15 protein-coding genes and 1 riboswitch are annotated in these 16927 nt (G+C 69.0%); of the genes, 8 read left to right on the top strand and 7 right to left on the bottom strand.

Annotation, left to right across the window (positions count from 1 at the left end):
- Window positions 1-4 precede the first annotated feature (4 nt).
- The 3 genes from ACIBJG_RS15755 to ACIBJG_RS15745 form a co-directional block, all read right to left on the bottom strand.
- Window positions 5-835, bottom strand: coding sequence for a carbohydrate ABC transporter permease (locus ACIBJG_RS15755; RefSeq protein ID WP_306083171.1), 831 nt, complete (start codon window positions 833-835; stop codon window positions 5-7).
- Window positions 832-1818 (bottom strand): carbohydrate ABC transporter permease, encoded by a 987-nt coding sequence (locus ACIBJG_RS15750; protein ID WP_399308052.1) that lies wholly within the window; start codon window positions 1816-1818, stop codon window positions 832-834. The genes ACIBJG_RS15755 and ACIBJG_RS15750 overlap by 4 nt, the downstream gene beginning before the upstream one ends.
- An 85-nt stretch (window positions 1819-1903) precedes the next feature.
- The gene (locus ACIBJG_RS15745; protein ID WP_399308051.1) at window positions 1904-3187 is read right to left on the bottom strand and encodes an extracellular solute-binding protein; all 1284 of its coding nucleotides are present in this window, start codon (window positions 3185-3187) and stop codon (window positions 1904-1906) included.
- A gap of 305 nt (window positions 3188-3492) precedes the next feature.
- Here ACIBJG_RS15745 and ACIBJG_RS15740 point away from each other — a divergent pair, with 305 nt between their 5' ends.
- The 6 genes from ACIBJG_RS15740 to ACIBJG_RS15715 all read left to right on the top strand — a co-directional run bounded on the left by ACIBJG_RS15740 (window position 3493) and on the right by ACIBJG_RS15715 (window position 10909).
- Window positions 3493-4263 carry a GntR family transcriptional regulator gene (locus tag ACIBJG_RS15740; protein WP_399308274.1) on the top strand — a complete coding sequence of 257 codons (771 nt, stop codon included), beginning with the start codon at window positions 3493-3495 and terminating at the stop codon, window positions 4261-4263.
- A gap of 414 nt (window positions 4264-4677) precedes the next feature.
- Window positions 4678-4932, top strand: coding sequence for a DUF3311 domain-containing protein (locus tag ACIBJG_RS15735; RefSeq protein ID WP_399308050.1), 255 nt, complete (start codon window positions 4678-4680; stop codon window positions 4930-4932).
- On the top strand, window positions 4929-6563 hold the full coding sequence (gene mctP, locus ACIBJG_RS15730; protein ID WP_399308049.1) for a monocarboxylate uptake permease MctP: 1635 nt from the start codon (window positions 4929-4931) through the stop codon (window positions 6561-6563). Before ACIBJG_RS15735 ends, mctP begins: the two co-directional genes overlap by 4 nt.
- Window positions 6564-6683: 120 nt before the next feature.
- Window positions 6684-7196 carry a GNAT family N-acetyltransferase gene (locus ACIBJG_RS15725; protein WP_399308048.1) on the top strand — a complete coding sequence of 171 codons (513 nt, stop codon included), beginning with the start codon at window positions 6684-6686 and terminating at the stop codon, window positions 7194-7196.
- A gap of 47 nt (window positions 7197-7243) precedes the next feature.
- Window positions 7244-7375, top strand: a riboswitch (cobalamin riboswitch).
- A gap of 139 nt (window positions 7376-7514) precedes the next feature.
- A complete protein-coding gene (locus ACIBJG_RS15720) occupies window positions 7515-9893 on the top strand; it encodes a ribonucleoside-diphosphate reductase subunit alpha (protein WP_399308047.1) in 2379 nt (792 codons plus the stop codon).
- A complete protein-coding gene (locus ACIBJG_RS15715; RefSeq protein WP_399308046.1) occupies window positions 9893-10909 on the top strand; it encodes a ribonucleotide-diphosphate reductase subunit beta in 1017 nt (338 codons plus the stop codon). Before ACIBJG_RS15720 ends, ACIBJG_RS15715 begins: the two co-directional genes overlap by 1 nt.
- On the opposite strand, the gene ACIBJG_RS15710 is transcribed toward ACIBJG_RS15715, so the two are convergent.
- The gene (locus ACIBJG_RS15710; RefSeq protein WP_399308045.1) at window positions 10906-11118 is read right to left on the bottom strand and encodes a hypothetical protein; all 213 of its coding nucleotides are present in this window, start codon (window positions 11116-11118) and stop codon (window positions 10906-10908) included. The genes ACIBJG_RS15715 and ACIBJG_RS15710 overlap by 4 nt on opposite strands.
- A gap of 81 nt (window positions 11119-11199) precedes the next feature.
- Between ACIBJG_RS15710 and ACIBJG_RS15705 the strand changes: the two genes are divergently transcribed.
- Window positions 11200-12174, top strand: a complete 975-nt coding sequence (locus tag ACIBJG_RS15705; RefSeq protein ID WP_399308044.1) for a helix-turn-helix domain-containing protein — start codon at window positions 11200-11202, stop codon at window positions 12172-12174.
- Window positions 12175-12277: 103 nt separating this feature from the next.
- A complete protein-coding gene (locus ACIBJG_RS15700; RefSeq protein ID WP_399308043.1) occupies window positions 12278-14182 on the top strand; it encodes a family 20 glycosylhydrolase in 1905 nt (634 codons plus the stop codon).
- Between the two features lie 53 nt (window positions 14183-14235).
- Here the strand turns inward: ACIBJG_RS15700 and ACIBJG_RS15695 are convergent, their stop codons facing one another.
- From ACIBJG_RS15695 to ACIBJG_RS15685, 3 genes are all read right to left on the bottom strand, one after another.
- The gene (locus ACIBJG_RS15695; RefSeq protein ID WP_399308042.1) at window positions 14236-14967 is read right to left on the bottom strand and encodes a D-Ala-D-Ala carboxypeptidase family metallohydrolase; all 732 of its coding nucleotides are present in this window, start codon (window positions 14965-14967) and stop codon (window positions 14236-14238) included.
- 167 nt (window positions 14968-15134) lie between these two features.
- Entirely contained in the window at window positions 15135-15773 is a 639-nt protein-coding gene (gene def / locus ACIBJG_RS15690) for a peptide deformylase (protein WP_399308041.1), read from the bottom strand.
- 127 nt (window positions 15774-15900) lie between these two features.
- Window positions 15901-16893 carry a hypothetical protein gene (locus ACIBJG_RS15685; protein WP_326738647.1) on the bottom strand — a complete coding sequence of 331 codons (993 nt, stop codon included), beginning with the start codon at window positions 16891-16893 and terminating at the stop codon, window positions 15901-15903.
- Window positions 16894-16927 lie beyond the last annotated feature (34 nt).

Here is a 16927-nt window from a genome sequence, read left to right as displayed (position 1 = left end):
GGCGTTATCCCTTCACTGCGCCGTCGGTGAGGCCGCTGACGGCCTTGCGCTGCAAGTAGATGAAGAGGATCAGGATCGGGATCGCGAAGAGTGAGGAGGCGGCCATGGTCGCTCCCCAGTCGTCACCGAACGCGGTCTGGAACTGCGAGAGCCACAGCGGCAGGGTCTGGGACTCGATGTCCTTGTTGAGGATGAGAACGAGCGGGAACTCGTTCCAGGCGGTGATGAAACCGAAGAGCGAGGTCGCCATCAGACCGGGGCCGAGCAGGGGCAGGATCACCTTCCTGAACGCCTGCGGGCGGGTGCAGCCGTCGACCATGGCGGACTCCTCCAGCTCCTTGGGCACGGCGGCGACGTAGCCGCGCAGCGTCAGGATGGTGAAGGGCAGGACCATCATCATGTAGAAGGCCGTCAGCGGGACCAGGCTGTTCAGCATGTCGGCATCGCGGACCAGCATGTAGATCGCGATGACCATGACTTCCCAGGGTGCCATCTGCGCGATCATGAACGTCAGCAGGATGCCGCGGCGGCCCTTGAAGCGCATGCGGGCCATCGCGAAGGATGCCAGCAGCGCAATCACCAGCGAGGCGACCACGGAGATGATCGTCACCGTGAAGGAGTTTCTGACCAGTGTCCAGAAGTGGTCGGCCGCCATCGCCTTCTTGAAGTGCTCGAAGGTGATGTCGGTGGGGAACCACACCGGGGTGTCCGTGATGATGTCGCCGGTCGGCTTGAAGGCCGTGCTGAACATCCAGTAGACGGGGAACGCGAAGCCTATGAAGAGGACGACAGCCGTCAGGTTGGGCCAGATCCGGCCGAACAGTGAGCGCTTCACAGCTCGTCCTCCTCTTGCTTGAGTACGGTGCGCAGGTAGTAACCGGTCATCGCCAGCAGGACGATGATCGTCAGGAACGAGATGGCCGCACCCATGCCGAAGTGCTGGTTGCCGACGCCTTCGACGAACGCGTAGACGGGCAGGGTCTCGGTGAGCCGGTCCGGGCCGCCGCCGTTGATCGCGAAGATCTGGGCGAAGGACTTGAAGACCCAGATGACTTCGAGGAACGTCGTGGCCAGCAGGAACGGCTTGAGGAAGGGGAGCGTCACCAGGGTGAAGCTCTTCCAGGAGTTGGCGCCGTCGAGCGAGGCGGCCTCGTACAGCTCCTTGGGGATCGTCGTCGACGCGGCGTACAGGTTGATCGCCACGAACGGGATGGACTGCCAGACGATCACCAGGGTGACCAGCGAGAAGGTGGACAGCTGACTGCTCGTCCAGTTGAAGTCGGCCATCGAGTGCCAGCCGAGGCTGTCGAGGACGTAGTTGACGACTCCGAACCGCTGGGCGAACAGCCACTGGTAGACCGTCGTCGCCGCGATCATCGGCATGGCCCAGGCAAGCACCAGGCCCAGCATGAGCACCAGCCGCATCCTCTTGCCCAGCCGCGCGAGCAGGAGGCCGACCAGCATCCCGATCACCATGATCAGGACGACGTTGGCCGCGGTGAAGAGGACCGACCGCTCGACGACCCTCCAGAAGTCCGAACTGCCGAGGACTTCCTTGTAGTTGTCGATGCCGTTCCACTCGGTCAGGTGGAGGATCAGCTGGCGCGGGTTGAGGTTCTGGAACGACAGCATGCCGTTCTTGACCAGTGGGTAGCCCAGGAGCACCGCTGTGACGAGCAGTGCGGGCACGAGGAGGAGGTAGGGGGCGGAGCCACCGGCCCGCCCCTTGCTCGATGCGGCGGGGCCGCCGGAAGGAGCGTCGTCCTTGCGGACGCCGGCTGCCGGGACCGAGTCCACTTTTTCGGTCTGCGCTGACATGCTCGCCATCTCTGTCTTGGGCCGTACGGTCGAGTCACGCGAGTGCGCCGGGGGGCGGTCGTTGCCCGCCCCCCGGCGCGTGCGATCAGCTCTTCTGCGAGAGACGCTTGTTGATCTCCGACTCGACCGCCTTGGCGGCCTCGGCCGGGGACTTGCCGTTCAGAACCGCGGTCATGTAGCTCTTGATCGGGTTCGGCGCGTTCTCGACAGCGGCCCACTCGGGGATGAGCGGGGTGGTGCCACCGACGGCGGCGGCCGGGGCGGCTGCCTCGGCGGCGCCGTTTCCGGTCAGGTTGGAGTTGAGCGACTCCTTGTTCGGGATGACGCCGTTCTCCTTGGCCAGCTGGCCCTCGAACTGGTCGGACAGGGAGAGCTTCAGGAACTCCTTGGCGAGCTCCTGCTTCTTGCTGCCCGCGGCGACCGCGAAGTTCGAGCCACCGAGGAAGACGCCCTCGGGCTTTTCGGCGGTCTCACCCGGGATGGTGAAGTAGCCGATGTCGCTCTCGATCTTCTTGTTGGCCGCGATGGCCGTGCCGGCCTCCCAGCCCATGCCGATGAAGGCACCGACGTTGCCCTTGGCGAAGACCTCGGCCTGCTGCGGGGTGGCCTCGTCCTTGTCCTTGGGAGCCTTGGAGTAGCCCTGGTACTTCTTGTACAGCTCCATGGCCGCGGTGACCTTGGGGTCGGAGAGGTTGGAGACGTACTTGTCCCCCTCCTTCTTCACGAGGTCCGCGCCCTGGCCGATGGTCAGGCCGTCGAAGAAGTACCAGTTCTGGCCGGGCAGGTAGATCGGCTCGGCCTTGCCCTTCGCCTTGATGGCGTCCAGGTCCTTGAAGAACTCGTCCCGCGTCTTCGGGGTGTCCTTGATGCCGGCGTCGGCCCAGACCTTCTTGTTGTAGATGACGACGCGGTTGGCGAAGTACCACGGGGCGGCGTACTGCTTGCCGTCGAAGACCGAGGACTCGTTGAGCGCCTCGACCCAGTCGCCGCCGATCTCCTTCTTGAGGTCGCTCAGGTCGGAGAGGCCGCCGGTGGCCGCGTATGCCGGGGTCTGGGTGTTGCCGACCTCGATGACGTCCGGCGGGGTCGACTCGGAGAGAGCCGTCGTGATCTTCTGCTGAATGCCGTCCCACTTCTGGGTCTCGAACTTCAGCTTGGCGCCGGTCTTCTTCTCGAAGGCGGCGGTCAGGTCCTTGGTCCAGCCGGGAGGCGTCGAGCCGTCCATGGCCCAGACAGTCAGCGTCTGGCCCTTGTAACTGTCGGGGCCGGTCTTCTTGCTGCTGCTGTCGGTCTTGTCGTCCGAGCCACAGGCAGTGGCACCGGCCAACAGAGCCACGACGCCAATGGCCGCGATGAGTCCGCGCTTCACGACACCCTCCTCAGGGCTGCAAGAGAATTCCCCCCACCACCCGAGAACGCCGTCCATCGCACAAATACATGCGACGGGTACTGCCCGTGGGGCTGGGACCTGGTCTTTAATGGTTTAGACCAGTACCGGGAGCTTGGCCTAGACCTTTAGGGGTGTCAAGGGTGTATAAGAAGTGCACTCGCGTCCGTTACAGGACCGACACCTGAGGGAGGGCGACGAGCCGTGACCGGACCGTGCCACCATGTGAGCCGCGACAGACGGAGGAGCCGGTGACGGCAGCAACGCAGCAGTCGGGAAGGCGGGCCATGGGTGCCGACGGGGGCAGTACGGAGAACGAGACGGGCTCGGGCGCGGGCACGCGTACCGCGCGCGTCCCGAAGTACTACCGGCTGAAGCGACATCTGCTCGACATGACGGACACGATGCCGCCGGGCACCCCCGTGCCCCCGGAGCGGACCCTGGCCGCCGAGTTCGACACCTCGCGCACCACCGTGCGCCAGGCACTCCAGGAACTGGTCGTCGAGGGCCGGTTGGAGCGCATCCAGGGCAAGGGCACCTTCGTCGCCAAGCCGAAGGTCTCGCAGGCCCTGCAGCTCACCTCGTACACCGAGGACATGCGCGCCCAGGGGCTGGAACCGACGTCCCAGCTCCTGGACATCGGCTATGTGACCGCCGACGACACACTCGCCGGGCTGCTCGATATCACCACGGGCGGGCGGGTGCTGCGGATCGAGCGGCTGCGCCTGGCGAGCGGTGAGCCGATGGCGATCGAGACCACTCACCTCTCGGCCAAACGCTTTCCCGCGCTGCGGCGTTCGCTGGTGAAGTACACGTCCCTCTACACGGCCCTGGCCGAGGTGTACGACGTACGGCTGGCCGAGGCCGAGGAGACCATCGAGACCTCCCTGGCCACCCCGCGCGAGGCCGGCCTGCTCGGTACGGACGTGGGGCTGCCGATGCTCATGCTGTCCCGACACTCACTGGACGGACAGGGCGAGCCGGTCGAGTGGGTCCGCTCGGTCTACCGGGGCGACCGCTACAAGTTCGTGGCCCGCCTGAAGCGGCCGCTGGACTGAGGCCGTCACCGGATGCGTTGAACAGCCCCCGTGGAACCCTTCCCGCGGGGGCTGTTTGCTGCCCCGCGGGCGTCCACCCCTTTGATTGGCCTGGACCAACACCCCGACGTTTGACGTCATTTCGGCCAGGCGTCCGACGCCACAGGACCGTTGCCGGACCGCAATGCGGACAGGGGGTGACGGTGGGCGGGACCCTCGCCTAGATTTCGTGCGCATTGGGCCGACCGGCACGTGGGGGGTGGGTGAAGGAGCGGGGCTGGGTGCGCGCAGCTGCAAGGCGGAGGATTGAGGCAACGCGGAGCGTTGGTGATTGACGACAACGTCGCAGATGTGCGTGCCCAGCCCCGCGACGCCGCCCCCCACGTGCCGGTCGGCCCCACACCAGGTGATCAGCGAGGGGACGGAGTCGCCGCCATGCCGGAAGAACCAGAAGGAAAACCACCCACCGTCACACCCATGCGGGTGGTTATCGCCCTCTGTCTCATCGCGCCGTTCGTGGCGATGCTCTGGGTGAGTTCGTACGCCAAGGTCGACCCGACCTTCATCGGCATCCCGTTCTTCTACTGGTACCAGATGCTCTGGGTGCTCATCTCCACGGCGCTCACGATGATCGCGTACAAGCTGTGGCAGCGTGACCAGCGCGCCCGCAAGGGGGGTGCGTCAGCATGAAGGACGGCGTGAACGGCGTCGCGCTCGGCGTCTTCATCTTCTTCTTCCTGGCCGTCACGGTCGTCGGCTTCATGGCCGCCCGGTGGCGCAAGGCCGAGAACGAGGACAGTCTCGACGAATGGGGGCTGGGCGGACGGTCGTTCGGCACCTGGGTCACCTGGTTCCTGCTCGGCGGCGACCTCTACACCGCGTACACCTTCGTCGCCGTTCCCGCGGCGATCTACGCGGCGGGCGCGGCCGGCTTCTTCGCGGTGCCCTACACCATCCTGGTGTACCCGCTGATCTTCACCTTCCTGCCGCGCCTGTGGTCGGTGTCGCACAAGCACGGCTACGTCACCACCTCGGACTTCGTCCGCGGCCGCTTCGGCTCCAAGGGGCTCTCGCTGGCGGTCGCCGTCACCGGCATCCTCGCCACGATGCCGTACATCGCGCTCCAACTCGTCGGCATCCAGGCGGTGCTGGACGTGATGGGCGTCGGCGGCGGCGAGAACACGCACTGGTTCATCAAGGACCTGCCGCTGCTGATCGCGTTCGCGGTGCTCGCCGCGTACACGTACTCCTCCGGGCTGCGCGCGCCGGCGCTGATCGCGTTCGTCAAGGACGGGCTGATCTACCTGGTCATCGTCGTGGCGATCATCTACATCCCGATCAAGCTCGGCGGCTTCGACGACATCTTCGCCAAGGCGGGCGATGCGTTCTCGGCGAAGAACGAGGCGGCCGGCAAACCGGTGGCCGGACTCGCACCCGGTGAGGCGGGCCACTGGGGTTACGCCACCCTGGCCCTGGGCTCGGCGCTGGCGCTCTTCATGTACCCGCACTCGATCACGGCGACGCTCTCCAGCCGCAGCCGTAACGTGATCCGCCGCAACACCACGATCCTGCCGCTGTACTCGCTGATGCTGGGCCTGCTCGCACTGCTCGGCTTCATGGCGATCGCCGCCGGCGTCAAGGTGGACAACGGCCAGCTGGCCATCCCGCAGCTGTTCGAGAACATGTTCCCCGACTGGTTCGCGGGCGTGGCCTTCGCCGCGATCGGCATCGGTGCGCTGGTGCCCGCCGCGATCATGTCGATCGCCGCGGCGAACCTGTTCACCCGCAACATCTACAAGGACTTCCTGAAGCCCGACGCGACACCCGCGCAGGAGACCAAGGTCTCCAAGCTGGTGTCGCTGCTGGTGAAGGTCGGCGCGCTCGCCTTCGTCCTCACCATGGACAAGACGGTCGCGATCAACTTCCAGCTGCTGGGCGGGATCTGGATCCTCCAGACGATGCCGGCCCTGGTCGGCGGGCTGTTCACCCGGTGGTTCCACCGCTGGGCGCTGCTCGCGGGCTGGGCGGTCGGCATGGCCTACGGGACGCTCGCCGCGTACGGGGTCGCCAGCCCGACCCAGAAGCACTTCGGCGGGTCCTCCAAGGAGATCCCGGGCCTCGGCGAGATCGGCTACATCGGCCTGACGGCCATCGTGCTGAACGTCGTGGTGGTCATCGTCCTCACGTTCGTCCTGAACGCCGTCAAGGCGCCCGCCGGGATCGACGAGACCTCCCCGGGCGACTACACCGCGGACGCGGGCGACCCCGGCGTGAAGGCGGAGCTCCCGCCGGCCACCGCCGGTGCGCCGGGCGGCCACTGACCGCCGGATACGCGTGAGCGGGCCGCCGCACCCCTGCGGGCTGGGGTGCGGCGGCCCGTTCGCGTGTCCCGCAGAAAAACCCTTGCGGCTCCGGCCCCCGCGTGCGGCAGACTTCCGCCCATGGACATAGCGATCCGGCCGGTCGAGCCCGCCGAGCACACACTCCTCGGCGAGATCACCGCCGAGGCCTATCTCGGCGACGGGCTCCTGGACTACGGTGCCGACGATCCGTACCTGGTGCAGCTGCGCGACGTACCCCGCCGGGCCGCCGAGGCCGAGGTGCTGGTGGCGGCCGACGCGCGGGGCCGCGTCCTGGGCGGGGTCACCTACGCCCCGCCGGGCAACCCGTGGGCCGACATCGCGGCGGCGGACGAGGCCGAGTTCCGGATGCTGGCGGTCTCCCGCGAGGCCCGCGGCGCCGGGGCGGGCGAGGCGCTCGTACGGGCCTGCATCGACCGCGCACGGGGCGCCGCGGGGGTCACGGGGCTCGTCCTGTCGACGCAGCCGGCGATGCTCGGGGCCCACCGGATCTACGGGCGCCTCGGCTTCGTACGGACCCCCGAGAAGGACTGGAACCCCATCGAGGACCTGAAGCTGCTGACGTACCGTCTGGAGCTGCGCCCTCCGGCGTAACAGCGAGCACGACACAACATGTGGGGGCTGCCGCAACCGGCAGCCCCCACATGTATGCTCATGCCTGCTGTCGCCGCAGGGAAATCCGGTGCGAATCCGGAACTGTCCCGCAACGGTGTATTCGGTGTGCATTTGCGCACCCCCGAGTCCGAGGTCCTGCCGACAGCGCATCCGGCTCGACCGATCCGGATGCCCAGACGTCCGGGCCTCGTGGATGGGCCGGTGGACGCCGCACGGAGCGCTGCCCTGCCGGGTCCCGCTCCGTCCGGCTGCCCCCGCTCCCCCGAAGGCCCCGAGCCGAGCGAGGGAGAGCACCGCGTGACCATCGCGCCAGCCGATCCGGTTTCCGTGGCCGAGTCAACGGGAACCACGAGCGACGGACCGGGGACCGTACTCCTGCGGACCCTGACCGACCTCACCGCCGATCTGCCCGACACCGACCCCGGACGCGTCGCCGCCGCCGCGCTGCGCGGCCGCAACGCCCGGTCGGACGAGGCCGAACTGCGCTCGCTGGCCACCGAGGCCGCCGCGGGCCTGATCTCCGAGGACCCCGCCTACTCCCGGCTCGCCGCCCGCCTCCTCACCCGCACCATCGCGGACGAGGCGGCCGGGCAGGGCGCGACGTCGTTCTCCGCCTCCGTCGCCGTCGGGCACCGCGAGGGCCTGATCGCGGACCGTACCGCCGAGTTCGTCACGCTCCACGCGGCCGCCCTGGACGCGCTGGTCGGGCAGTCGCTCGCCGACGGCGCCGACGACCGCTTCGGCTACTTCGGCCTGCGCACCCTGCACAGCCGCTACCTGCTGCGCCACCCGATCACCCGGCAGGTCATCGAGACGCCGCAGCACTTCATGCTGCGTGTCGCCTCCGGGCTCGCCGAGGACACCTCCGAGCGCGCCCTGGACGAGGTCGCCGCGCTGTACGGGCTGATGAGCCGGCTGGACTACCTGCCCTCCTCCCCCACGCTCTTCAACTCCGGCACCCGGCACCCGCAGATGTCCTCCTGCTACCTGCTGGACTCCCCGCTGGACGAGCTGGACTCGATCTACGACCGCTACCACCAGGTGGCGCGCCTGTCCAAGCACGCGGGCGGCATCGGCCTCTCGTACTCCCGCATCCGCGCCCGCGGTTCGCTGATCCGCGGCACCAACGGGCACTCCAACGGCATCGTGCCGTTCCTGAAGACGCTCGACGCCTCCGTCGCCGCCGTCAACCAGGGCGGCCGGCGCAAGGGCGCCGCCGCCGTCTACCTGGAGACGTGGCACGCGGACATCGAGGAGTTCCTGGAGCTGCGCGACAACACGGGCGAGGACCAGCGGCGCACCCACAACCTCAACCTGGCGCACTGGATCCCCGACGAGTTCATGCGCCGGGTCGACGCGGACGGCACCTGGTCGCTGTTCTCCCCCGCCGACGTGCCGGAACTGGTCGACCTGTGGGGCGACGCGTTCGACGCCGCCTACCGGGCCGCCGAGGCCAAGGGCCTGGCGCGCAAGACCATGCCGGCCCGTGAGCTGTACGGCCGGATGATGCGGACCCTCGCACAGACCGGCCAGGGCTGGATGACGTTCAAGGACGCCTCCAACCGGACCGCGAACCAGACCGCCGAACCGGGCCGTGTCGTGCACTCGTCGAACCTGTGCACGGAGATCCTGGAGGTCACGGACGACGGCGAGACGGCCGTCTGCAACCTCGGCTCGGTCAACCTCGGCGCGTTCGTCGAGGGCGGCACGATCGACTGGGAGCGGCTCGACGCCACCGTCCGTACCGCCGTGACCTTCCTCGACCGGGTCGTGGACATCAACTTCTACCCGACCGAGCAGGCCGGGCGCTCCAACGCCCGCTGGCGGCCGGTGGGTCTGGGCGCCATGGGGCTCCAGGACGTCTTCTTCCAGCTGCGGCTGCCGTTCGACTCCCCCGAGGCCCGCGCCCTGTCGACGAAGATCTCCGAGCGGATCATGCTCGCAGCGTACGAGGCGTCCTGCGACCTCGCCGAGCGCTCGGGCCCGTTGCCCGCGTGGTCCGAGACGCGTGCCGCCCGCGGTGTGCTGCACCCGGACCACTACGACACCGAGCTGAACTGGCCGGAGCGCTGGGACGCGCTGCGCGCCCGGGTCGCGAAGACCGGGATGCGTAACTCCCTGCTCCTGGCCATCGCGCCGACGGCGACGATCGCCTCGATCGCGGGCGTGTACGAGTGCATCGAGCCGCAGGTCTCCAACCTCTTCAAGCGCGAGACGCTCAGCGGTGAGTTCCTCCAGGTCAACGCCTATCTGGTGGACGAGCTGAAGAAGCTCGGCGTATGGGACGCGCGGACCCGTGAGGCGCTGCGCGAGGCGAGTGGCTCGGTGCAGGGCTTCGCGTGGATCCCCGAGGAGGTGCGGGCGCTGTACCGCACCGCGTGGGAGATCCCGCAGCGTGGACTGATCGACATGGCGGCGGCCCGTACGCCGTTCCTCGACCAGAGCCAGTCGCTGAACCTGTTCCTGGAGACGCCGACGATCGGCAAGCTCTCCTCGATGTACGCGTACGCCTGGAAGCGGGGGCTGAAGACGACGTACTACCTGCGCTCCCGCCCGGCGACCCGGATCGCCCGTGCGGCGTCCGCCGCCCCGATCCCCGAGCAGGCTCCCTCGCCCGACGCGGACGCGATCGCCTGCTCCCTCGAAAACCCCGAGTCCTGCGAGGCCTGTCAGTAATGAGCACCGACAAGAACAAGAACCTGCTGGACCCGGGCTTCGAACTGACCCTGCGGCCGATGCGTTACCCGGACTTCTACGAGCGCTACCGGGACGCGATCAAGAACACCTGGCACGTGGAGGAGGTCGACCTCCACTCCGACGTGGCGGACCTCGCCAAGATGTCGCCCGCCGAGCAGCACCTGATCGGCCGGCTGGTGGCGTTCTTCGCCACCGGTGACTCGATCGTCTCCAACAACCTCGTGCTGACGCTGTACAAGCACATCAACTCCCCCGAGGCGCGGCTGTACCTGTCGCGGCAGCTCTTCGAGGAGGCCGTGCACGTCCAGTTCTATCTGACGCTGCTCGACACCTATCTGCCCGATCCGGACGACCGCGCGGCCGCCTTCGACGCGGTCGAGGAGATCCCGTCGATCCGCGAGAAGGCGCAGTTCTGCTTCCGGTGGATGGACTCGGTCGAGAAGATCGACCGGCTGGAGACGAAGGCCGACCGCCGCCGCTTCCTGCTGAACCTGATCTGCTTCGCGGCGTGCATCGAGGGGCTGTTCTTCTACGGCGCCTTCGCGTACGTGTACTGGTTCCGCTCACGCGGGCTGCTGCACGGTCTCGCCACGGGCACCAACTGGGTCTTCCGTGACGAGACGATGCACATGAACTTCGCGTTCGAGGTGGTCGACACCGTCCGCAAGGAGGAGCCCGACCTCTTCGACGACGCGCTCCAGCAGCAGGTCACCGACATGCTGAAGGAGGCCGTCGAGGCGGAGCTGCAGTTCGGCCGGGACCTGTGCGGCGAGGGCCTGCCCGGGATGAACACCGAGTCGATGCGCCAGTACCTGGAGTGCGTCGCCGACCAGCGGCTCACCCGGCTGGGCTTCCCCGCGGTGTACGGGTCGGAGAACCCGTTCTCGTTCATGGAGCTCCAGGGCGTCCAGGAGCTGACGAACTTCTTCGAGCGCCGCCCCTCCGCCTACCAGGTGGCCGTCGAGGGCACGGTCGGCTTCGACGACGACTTCTAGATCCGCGCCCAGGTTCTGATGTACGGACGCCGTGCGGCCCTCACCGGCTGCGCGGCGTCAGCCGTTTGCGGAGGTTCGGTACTCCCGGCCCGTTCCGCCTCCCGGAGGTGGCGGTCGATGCGGCGTTCGCGGGCGATGCCGACCAGCGTCGGCAGCAGGAAGAGTGCGAAAACAACGGTTATGCCCAGGTAGTTCAGGAATGTGTTCATGCCTCTACTGTCGTCGGTTCCCGGAGATTGCGGCAGTGGCAGGACTGTCATAGAGCATCGAATTACTGCCACACTGGGGGCATGCTGAAGAATGTCGCCGCCCTGCTGCTCGACGAGGTCAATCCCTTCGAACTCGGCGTGCTGTGCGAGGTGTTCGGACTCGACCGCAGCGAGGAGGGCTTGCCGGTGCACGATTTCGCCGTGGTCTCCGCCGAGGGCCCGGTCCTGCGGACGCATGCCGGGTTCACCCTCACCACCGCCCACGGCCTCGACCGCTTGGAGGAGGCCGACCTCATCGCCGTCCCGGCCGGCAGCCGCTTCGCCGACCGGGAGTTCCCCGAGGACGCCCTGGAGGCACTGCGCCGGGCCGTGGACCGCGGGGCCAGGGTGCTGAGCGTCTGCTCGGGGGCGTACATGCTCGGCGCGGCCGGTCTGCTGGACGGCCGGCGCTGCACCACCCACTGGCGGCACGCCGCCGAGCTGGCCCACCGCTTCCCGCGGGCGATCGTCGAGCCGGACGTGCTGTACGTGGACGAGGGCCCGGTCATCACGTCGGCAGGCACGGCCGCGGGGATCGACGCCTGTCTGCACCTGGTCCGCCAGGCGTACGGGACCGCCGCCGCCAACACCATCGCCCGCCGCATGGTGGTGCCGCCGCACCGCGACGGCGGGCAGGCGCAGTACATCGAGCGTCCACTGCCCCGCAACCGCTGCGACACGGTCGGCGACACCCTCGCCTGGATGGAGCGCCACCTCGACCAGGAGATGACCGTCGAGCAGCTGGCTGCCCAGACACACATGTCGCCCCGCACCTTCGCCCGCCGCTTCCAGCAGGAGACGGGCACCACGCCGTACCGCTGGCTGCTCCGCCAGCGGGTGCTGCTGGCCCAGCACCTCCTGGAGACATCCGATGAAACGATGGATACGATCGCCGGACGGACCGGCTTCGGAAACGCCGCCGCGCTCCGCCATCAGTTCGTACGTTCCCTGGGCACCACGCCGAACGCGTACCGCCGAACCTTCCGCGGCCCGACCGAATTGACCGAAGTGGCCTGATCGCCATAGATCTGACGTCGGATCATTCGTCCAACCGATTCCCTCACCTGTCCATAGACCGGGCCGCTGTCGGCACGCCAGGGTCGGGCGCATGGACATCCGGATGGCTAAACGAAGGACCATCGGGGCCGTGGTGGCCGCGCTCGCCGCCACTCTGCTGCCTCTGCAGAGCGCCTCGGCCGTGGACGGGGCAGCAGCCGCGCCGCCGCCCGAGGTGCTGCCCTCGCTGCGGCAGTGGCAGGCCGGCGAGGGGGAGTTCACCCTCACGGACCGGGCCAGGATCGTGCTGGACGGGGTGCGGGAGCAGCGCACGGCGGCCGACGCGGCGCGGTTCGCGGGCGAGCTGGCCGGCAAGGCACCGGTCTCGCGGGGCAGCGCCCGCTCAGGTGACATCGTGCTGCGCCAGGACCCGTCCCTGAAGGGCTCGCTGGGCGCGGAGGGCTACCGCCTGGACGTCGGCGACCGGGTCACGGTCACCGCCGCGACGTCGGCGGGCGTGTTCTACGGTTCACGTACGGTGCTCCAGCTGCTGAACGATGACGGGCGGGCCGCGCGCGGTTCGGCGACCGATGTGCCCGCGTACCGCGAGCGCGGGGTCGGGGTGTGCGCCTGTTACATCAACGTCTCGCTGCCCTGGTTCGAGCGGCTGATGAAGGACATGGCCTCGCAGAAGCTCAACCAGCTCTGGATCGAGGCGAAGGTAAGAAGCGACGTCGACCCCGAGTCGGCGTTCTGGGGCTACTACACGAAGCCGCAGGTCCGCGCCCTGGTGGCGATGGCGAAGAAGTACCACATCGACCTGGTGCCGGAGATCAACTCCCCCGGCCACATGGACACCTACCTGGAGAACCACCCGGAGCTCCAGCTCAAGGACAAGGACGGCGTCGCCTCGCCGCCCCGGCTGGACATCTCGCGCCCCGAGGCGCTGGCGTACTACACCTCGATGGTCGACGAGGCCCTGGAGGTGTGGGACACCCGTACCTGGCACATGGGCGCCGACGAGTACATGATCGGCTCCTCGTACCCGGACTATCCGCAGTTGCAGACGGCCGCGACCGCGAAGTTCGGCGCCTCGGCCACCCCCGACGATCTCTTCGCCGACTTCATCAACCAGGTCAACGCCCACGTGAAGGCCGACGGCCGGTCGCTGCGGATCTGGAACGACGGCCTGATGGGCCGCAACAGCATCGTCCCCCTCGACCGTGACATCACCGTCGAGCACTGGCTCGGCGGCGGCGCCATCCAGCAGCCGTCCGCCCTGCTGGCCGAGGGCCGGCCGGTGATGAACTCCCCGTACGCGCTCTACCTGGTGCGCGGCGGGTACACGACGCAGACGCAGAAGCTGTACGAGAGCGACTGGACGCCCCTGCGCTTCGAGGGCCAGACGCTGCCGGCCACAGCGGCGAACCTGACCGGCGCGAAGATCAGCCTGTGGCCGGACAGTGCGGCGGCCGAGACCGAGAACGAGGTCGAGGCGAAGGTCTTCATGCCGCTGCGCTTCATCGCGCAGGCCACCTGGGGCGGCCCGAAGCCCAGCGCGACGTACGCCGGTTTCGAGGCCCTGGCCCGCCGGGTCGGGCACGCCCCCGGCTGGGACAACACCGACCGCACCCCGCTGGCAGACGGCACGTACCGGCTGACCGCGGGCGCGAAGGCGCTGGCGCCCGGCGAGGAAGCCGGGGTTTCGCTGGCCAGGGACGCGAAGGCGGCCTGGACGCTGACAGCGACCTCCGACGGCTACTACACCGTGAAGTCCGCGGACAGCGGCCTGTGCCTGGACGCGGTGCGCGGGAAGAAGTACCTGGGCGCTCCGCTGGAGGTGGGGGCCGAGCTGTCGCTCGGGACCTGCTCGGCGGGCGCGCGCACGCAGCGCTGGCAGCTGGACGCCGGAGCCGGCGCGCTGGTCCTGCGCAACGCCATCTCGCAGCTCCGCCTGACGGAGCGGTCCGCGGACGGCGCCGCGGTGCAGACGACGGGCGGGACGCGCCTGACGGCGAAGACCGGCTGACCGGTTGACCGCAGGTGTGGGGCCCGCCGGTGCCGGCGGGCCCCACACGCGTGTCAGATGCCGCAGTTGGGCGCTGACCAGAAGTGGCTCGGCCCCTGGTTCACGTGGACGTGGTCGTTGTGGTCCGGGTAGCCCGGGCCGAGGATCCCGTTGAACCCGTGGTTGCGGGCCTGCTGGGCGAGGGTGCAGAAGGCGATTCCGCCGAGGTCGGCCGCGTCACCGTACAGATGACGGCTGTTCGACGCACCGCCGACCGCGCTATTGCAGGACGTGGAGCGGAAGCCGCTGTTGACGGTGATGGGCCGGTCACCGAGCGCGTGGCGCAGCGCCTCCAGCTTCCACATGGTGCTCAGGGCGTTGGCCTTGGCCGTGCCCGCCGCGACGGCACCACCGGCCCAGGTGCTGTTGCAGTGGTTGAGCTCGGCGTACGTGAAGTGAACGGGCGTGCAGTCGTTGTCCTGGAGCGCGTAGAGCTTGGACTGCGTGGCGGGGCCCGCGATGCCGTCGGCGGCGAGTCCGTAGGCGGCCTGGAAGCGCTTGACGGCGGCGGTGGTGGCGGGCCCGTAGGAGCCGTCGACGGCGAGCACGGAGTTGTATCCGGGGTATCCGGCCACGCGGATCTGGAGCTGGACGACGTCGTTGCCGGTGGCGCCCGGGGACAGGGTGCGGGTCCAGGTGTAGCAGCCGTCGGCCTGTGCGGTTCCGGCGGTCACCACCGCACCACCCAAGGCGAACGCCATGGTCATGACAAGGCCGAGCAGGAGTCGTGCGGAACGTCTGAGCATGGGGGGGCTCCCTACCACGGTGAAGGTGTGGAGTGTGAGCCTGGCGGACGAGTCGACGCGCGTCAACTATGTGCAGGAGAACGAAAGTTGACGGCATGGAGACACGACAGGGGCCCCGCTCCGGCGTACCGGAACAGGGCCCCTCGCAGAACACGCGCGCAGCCCGGTCAGTCGTTCGGGACGACCTCGTAGCGCGGGGTGTTCTCCGCCATCTGACGCAGCGCGTCCTTGCGGTCGCGCTTGGAGAGGCGGTCGATGTACAGGTAGCCGTACAGGTGGTCCGTCTCGTGCTGGAGGCAGCGGGCGAAGTAGCCGTCGCCCCGCACCTTGACCGGGTTGCCCCGGGCGTCCTGGCCGCGCACCACCGCGTAGTCCGGGCGGGCCAGCGAGGCGTATGCCGTCGGGACCGAGAGGCAGCCCTCGTTGGAGTCGTCCAGGACGCGCTCCTCGGGCGCCAGCTCCTCGAGCACCGGGTTGCAGATGGCGCCCGTGTGCCGGACCCCGTCGTCGTCCGGGCAGTCGTAGACGAAGACCTTGAGGTCGACCCCGATCTGGTTGGCGGCCAGGCCCACGCCCTCCGCCGTCCGCTGGCTGGCGAACATGTCGTCGATCAGCTGGGCCAGCTCGTCGTCGAACGCGGTGACGTCCCGGCACTCCTTGTGCAGGACCGGGTTGCCCACGACCGTGATCGGGCGCGAGGTGCCGCGCTCGCGGTGGGCCGCCTCACGCGCCTCACAGTCCTCGGTGTCGACGAGGAAACCTTCCTCGTCGACGCTGATCTGCTCGTCCGTCTCCTGCTGCGCCATGTCCGCCGTACGCCTTCCTCACAACCTGAAACCCGGGATCCGCGGCTCGCGAGAACCCGGGCACCCGAGCACCGGAATCGGTGCGCGTACAGCCTACGGGCACCTGTCGGCAGACTTCTTCGAGACGTCAGCAGACTTCTTCGAGATCCCGCCACTCACGGCTGTCCGGGCTGTCCGCCACCCAGCCGTCGAGCAGCCCGCGCACCAGCCCGGCGGGGGCCGCGAGACCGCACTCGCGCTCCGGCACCCACAGCTCGCCGGCGGTGCGGTGGCCCAGCGGGCCGGGATGGCCCGGTTCGCTGTGGTCGTGCGGGTCGAGGTGCTCCCCGTCGCCCTCGTCGCTCTCCATCCGGCTCTCCGAACAGGCCCGGCACAGCAGCCGGACGGACGAGGACCAGTCCTCGGCGGCGAAGCCGGCGTCGGACGCCAGCTGCTCCAGCGCGTCCCGGTCCGCCTCGGTGGCCGCTTCGAGGAGCACCACCCAGGTGGGCACGGGGGACGGGGCCCACAGCTCGATCTCGTCGAACACCGGGTACGAGGGCCCGGCCGCGGTGATCCGCTCGCCGTGCGGCACCCCGTCGTGCAGGACGACCTCGCCCCAGCGCCGCCCGGACGACGGCAGCGGAATCGACAGCACTTCGATCCGTGCCGGATCCAGCCTGCGGCCCCAGACGACCTCGGCCTCGCCCTCGGGCGACAGCCGTACGGCCGCGCTGCCCAGCTCCATGCCGACCGGCTCGCTGTTCGACGCCGGTGTCTGCTGCCCGCCGCCGGGCACCTTCAGCCCGTACGCCTGCCAGGCCCGGCGGGCCAGCGGCCAGTCCTGGAGCGCGGTGGCGGCGATCCCGACGTTCCACCAGTCGGGGGCGCCGGACTCCTTGTCGAGCAGCGCGACGGCCCGCAGGCCCGCGGCCCTCGCCTGTTCCCAGTCGTGCCGGAACTTGTGCAGCAGCGCCAGGTTGAACCACGACTCGGAGAGCCAGGGCTCCAGGTCCGCCGCACGCGTCAGCAGCGCGCCCGCGTCCTCGTACCGGCCGTCGCCGATCAGCGTGAACGCGCGGTCCGTTGCCTGCCGCCAAGAGGCGGAGGGCCGATGCCGTACCTTCCCGAAGATCCTCACGATTCCCGCCTGTCCCGACTGGACACCCTCGTTT

The sequence above is a fragment of the Streptomyces sp. NPDC050422 genome (assembly GCF_044458665.1).
Classification (GTDB): domain Bacteria; phylum Actinomycetota; class Actinomycetes; order Streptomycetales; family Streptomycetaceae; genus Streptomyces.
The sequence above is the reverse complement of the archived record's forward strand: the minus strand, read 5'-3'. Positions and strand labels throughout refer to the sequence as shown.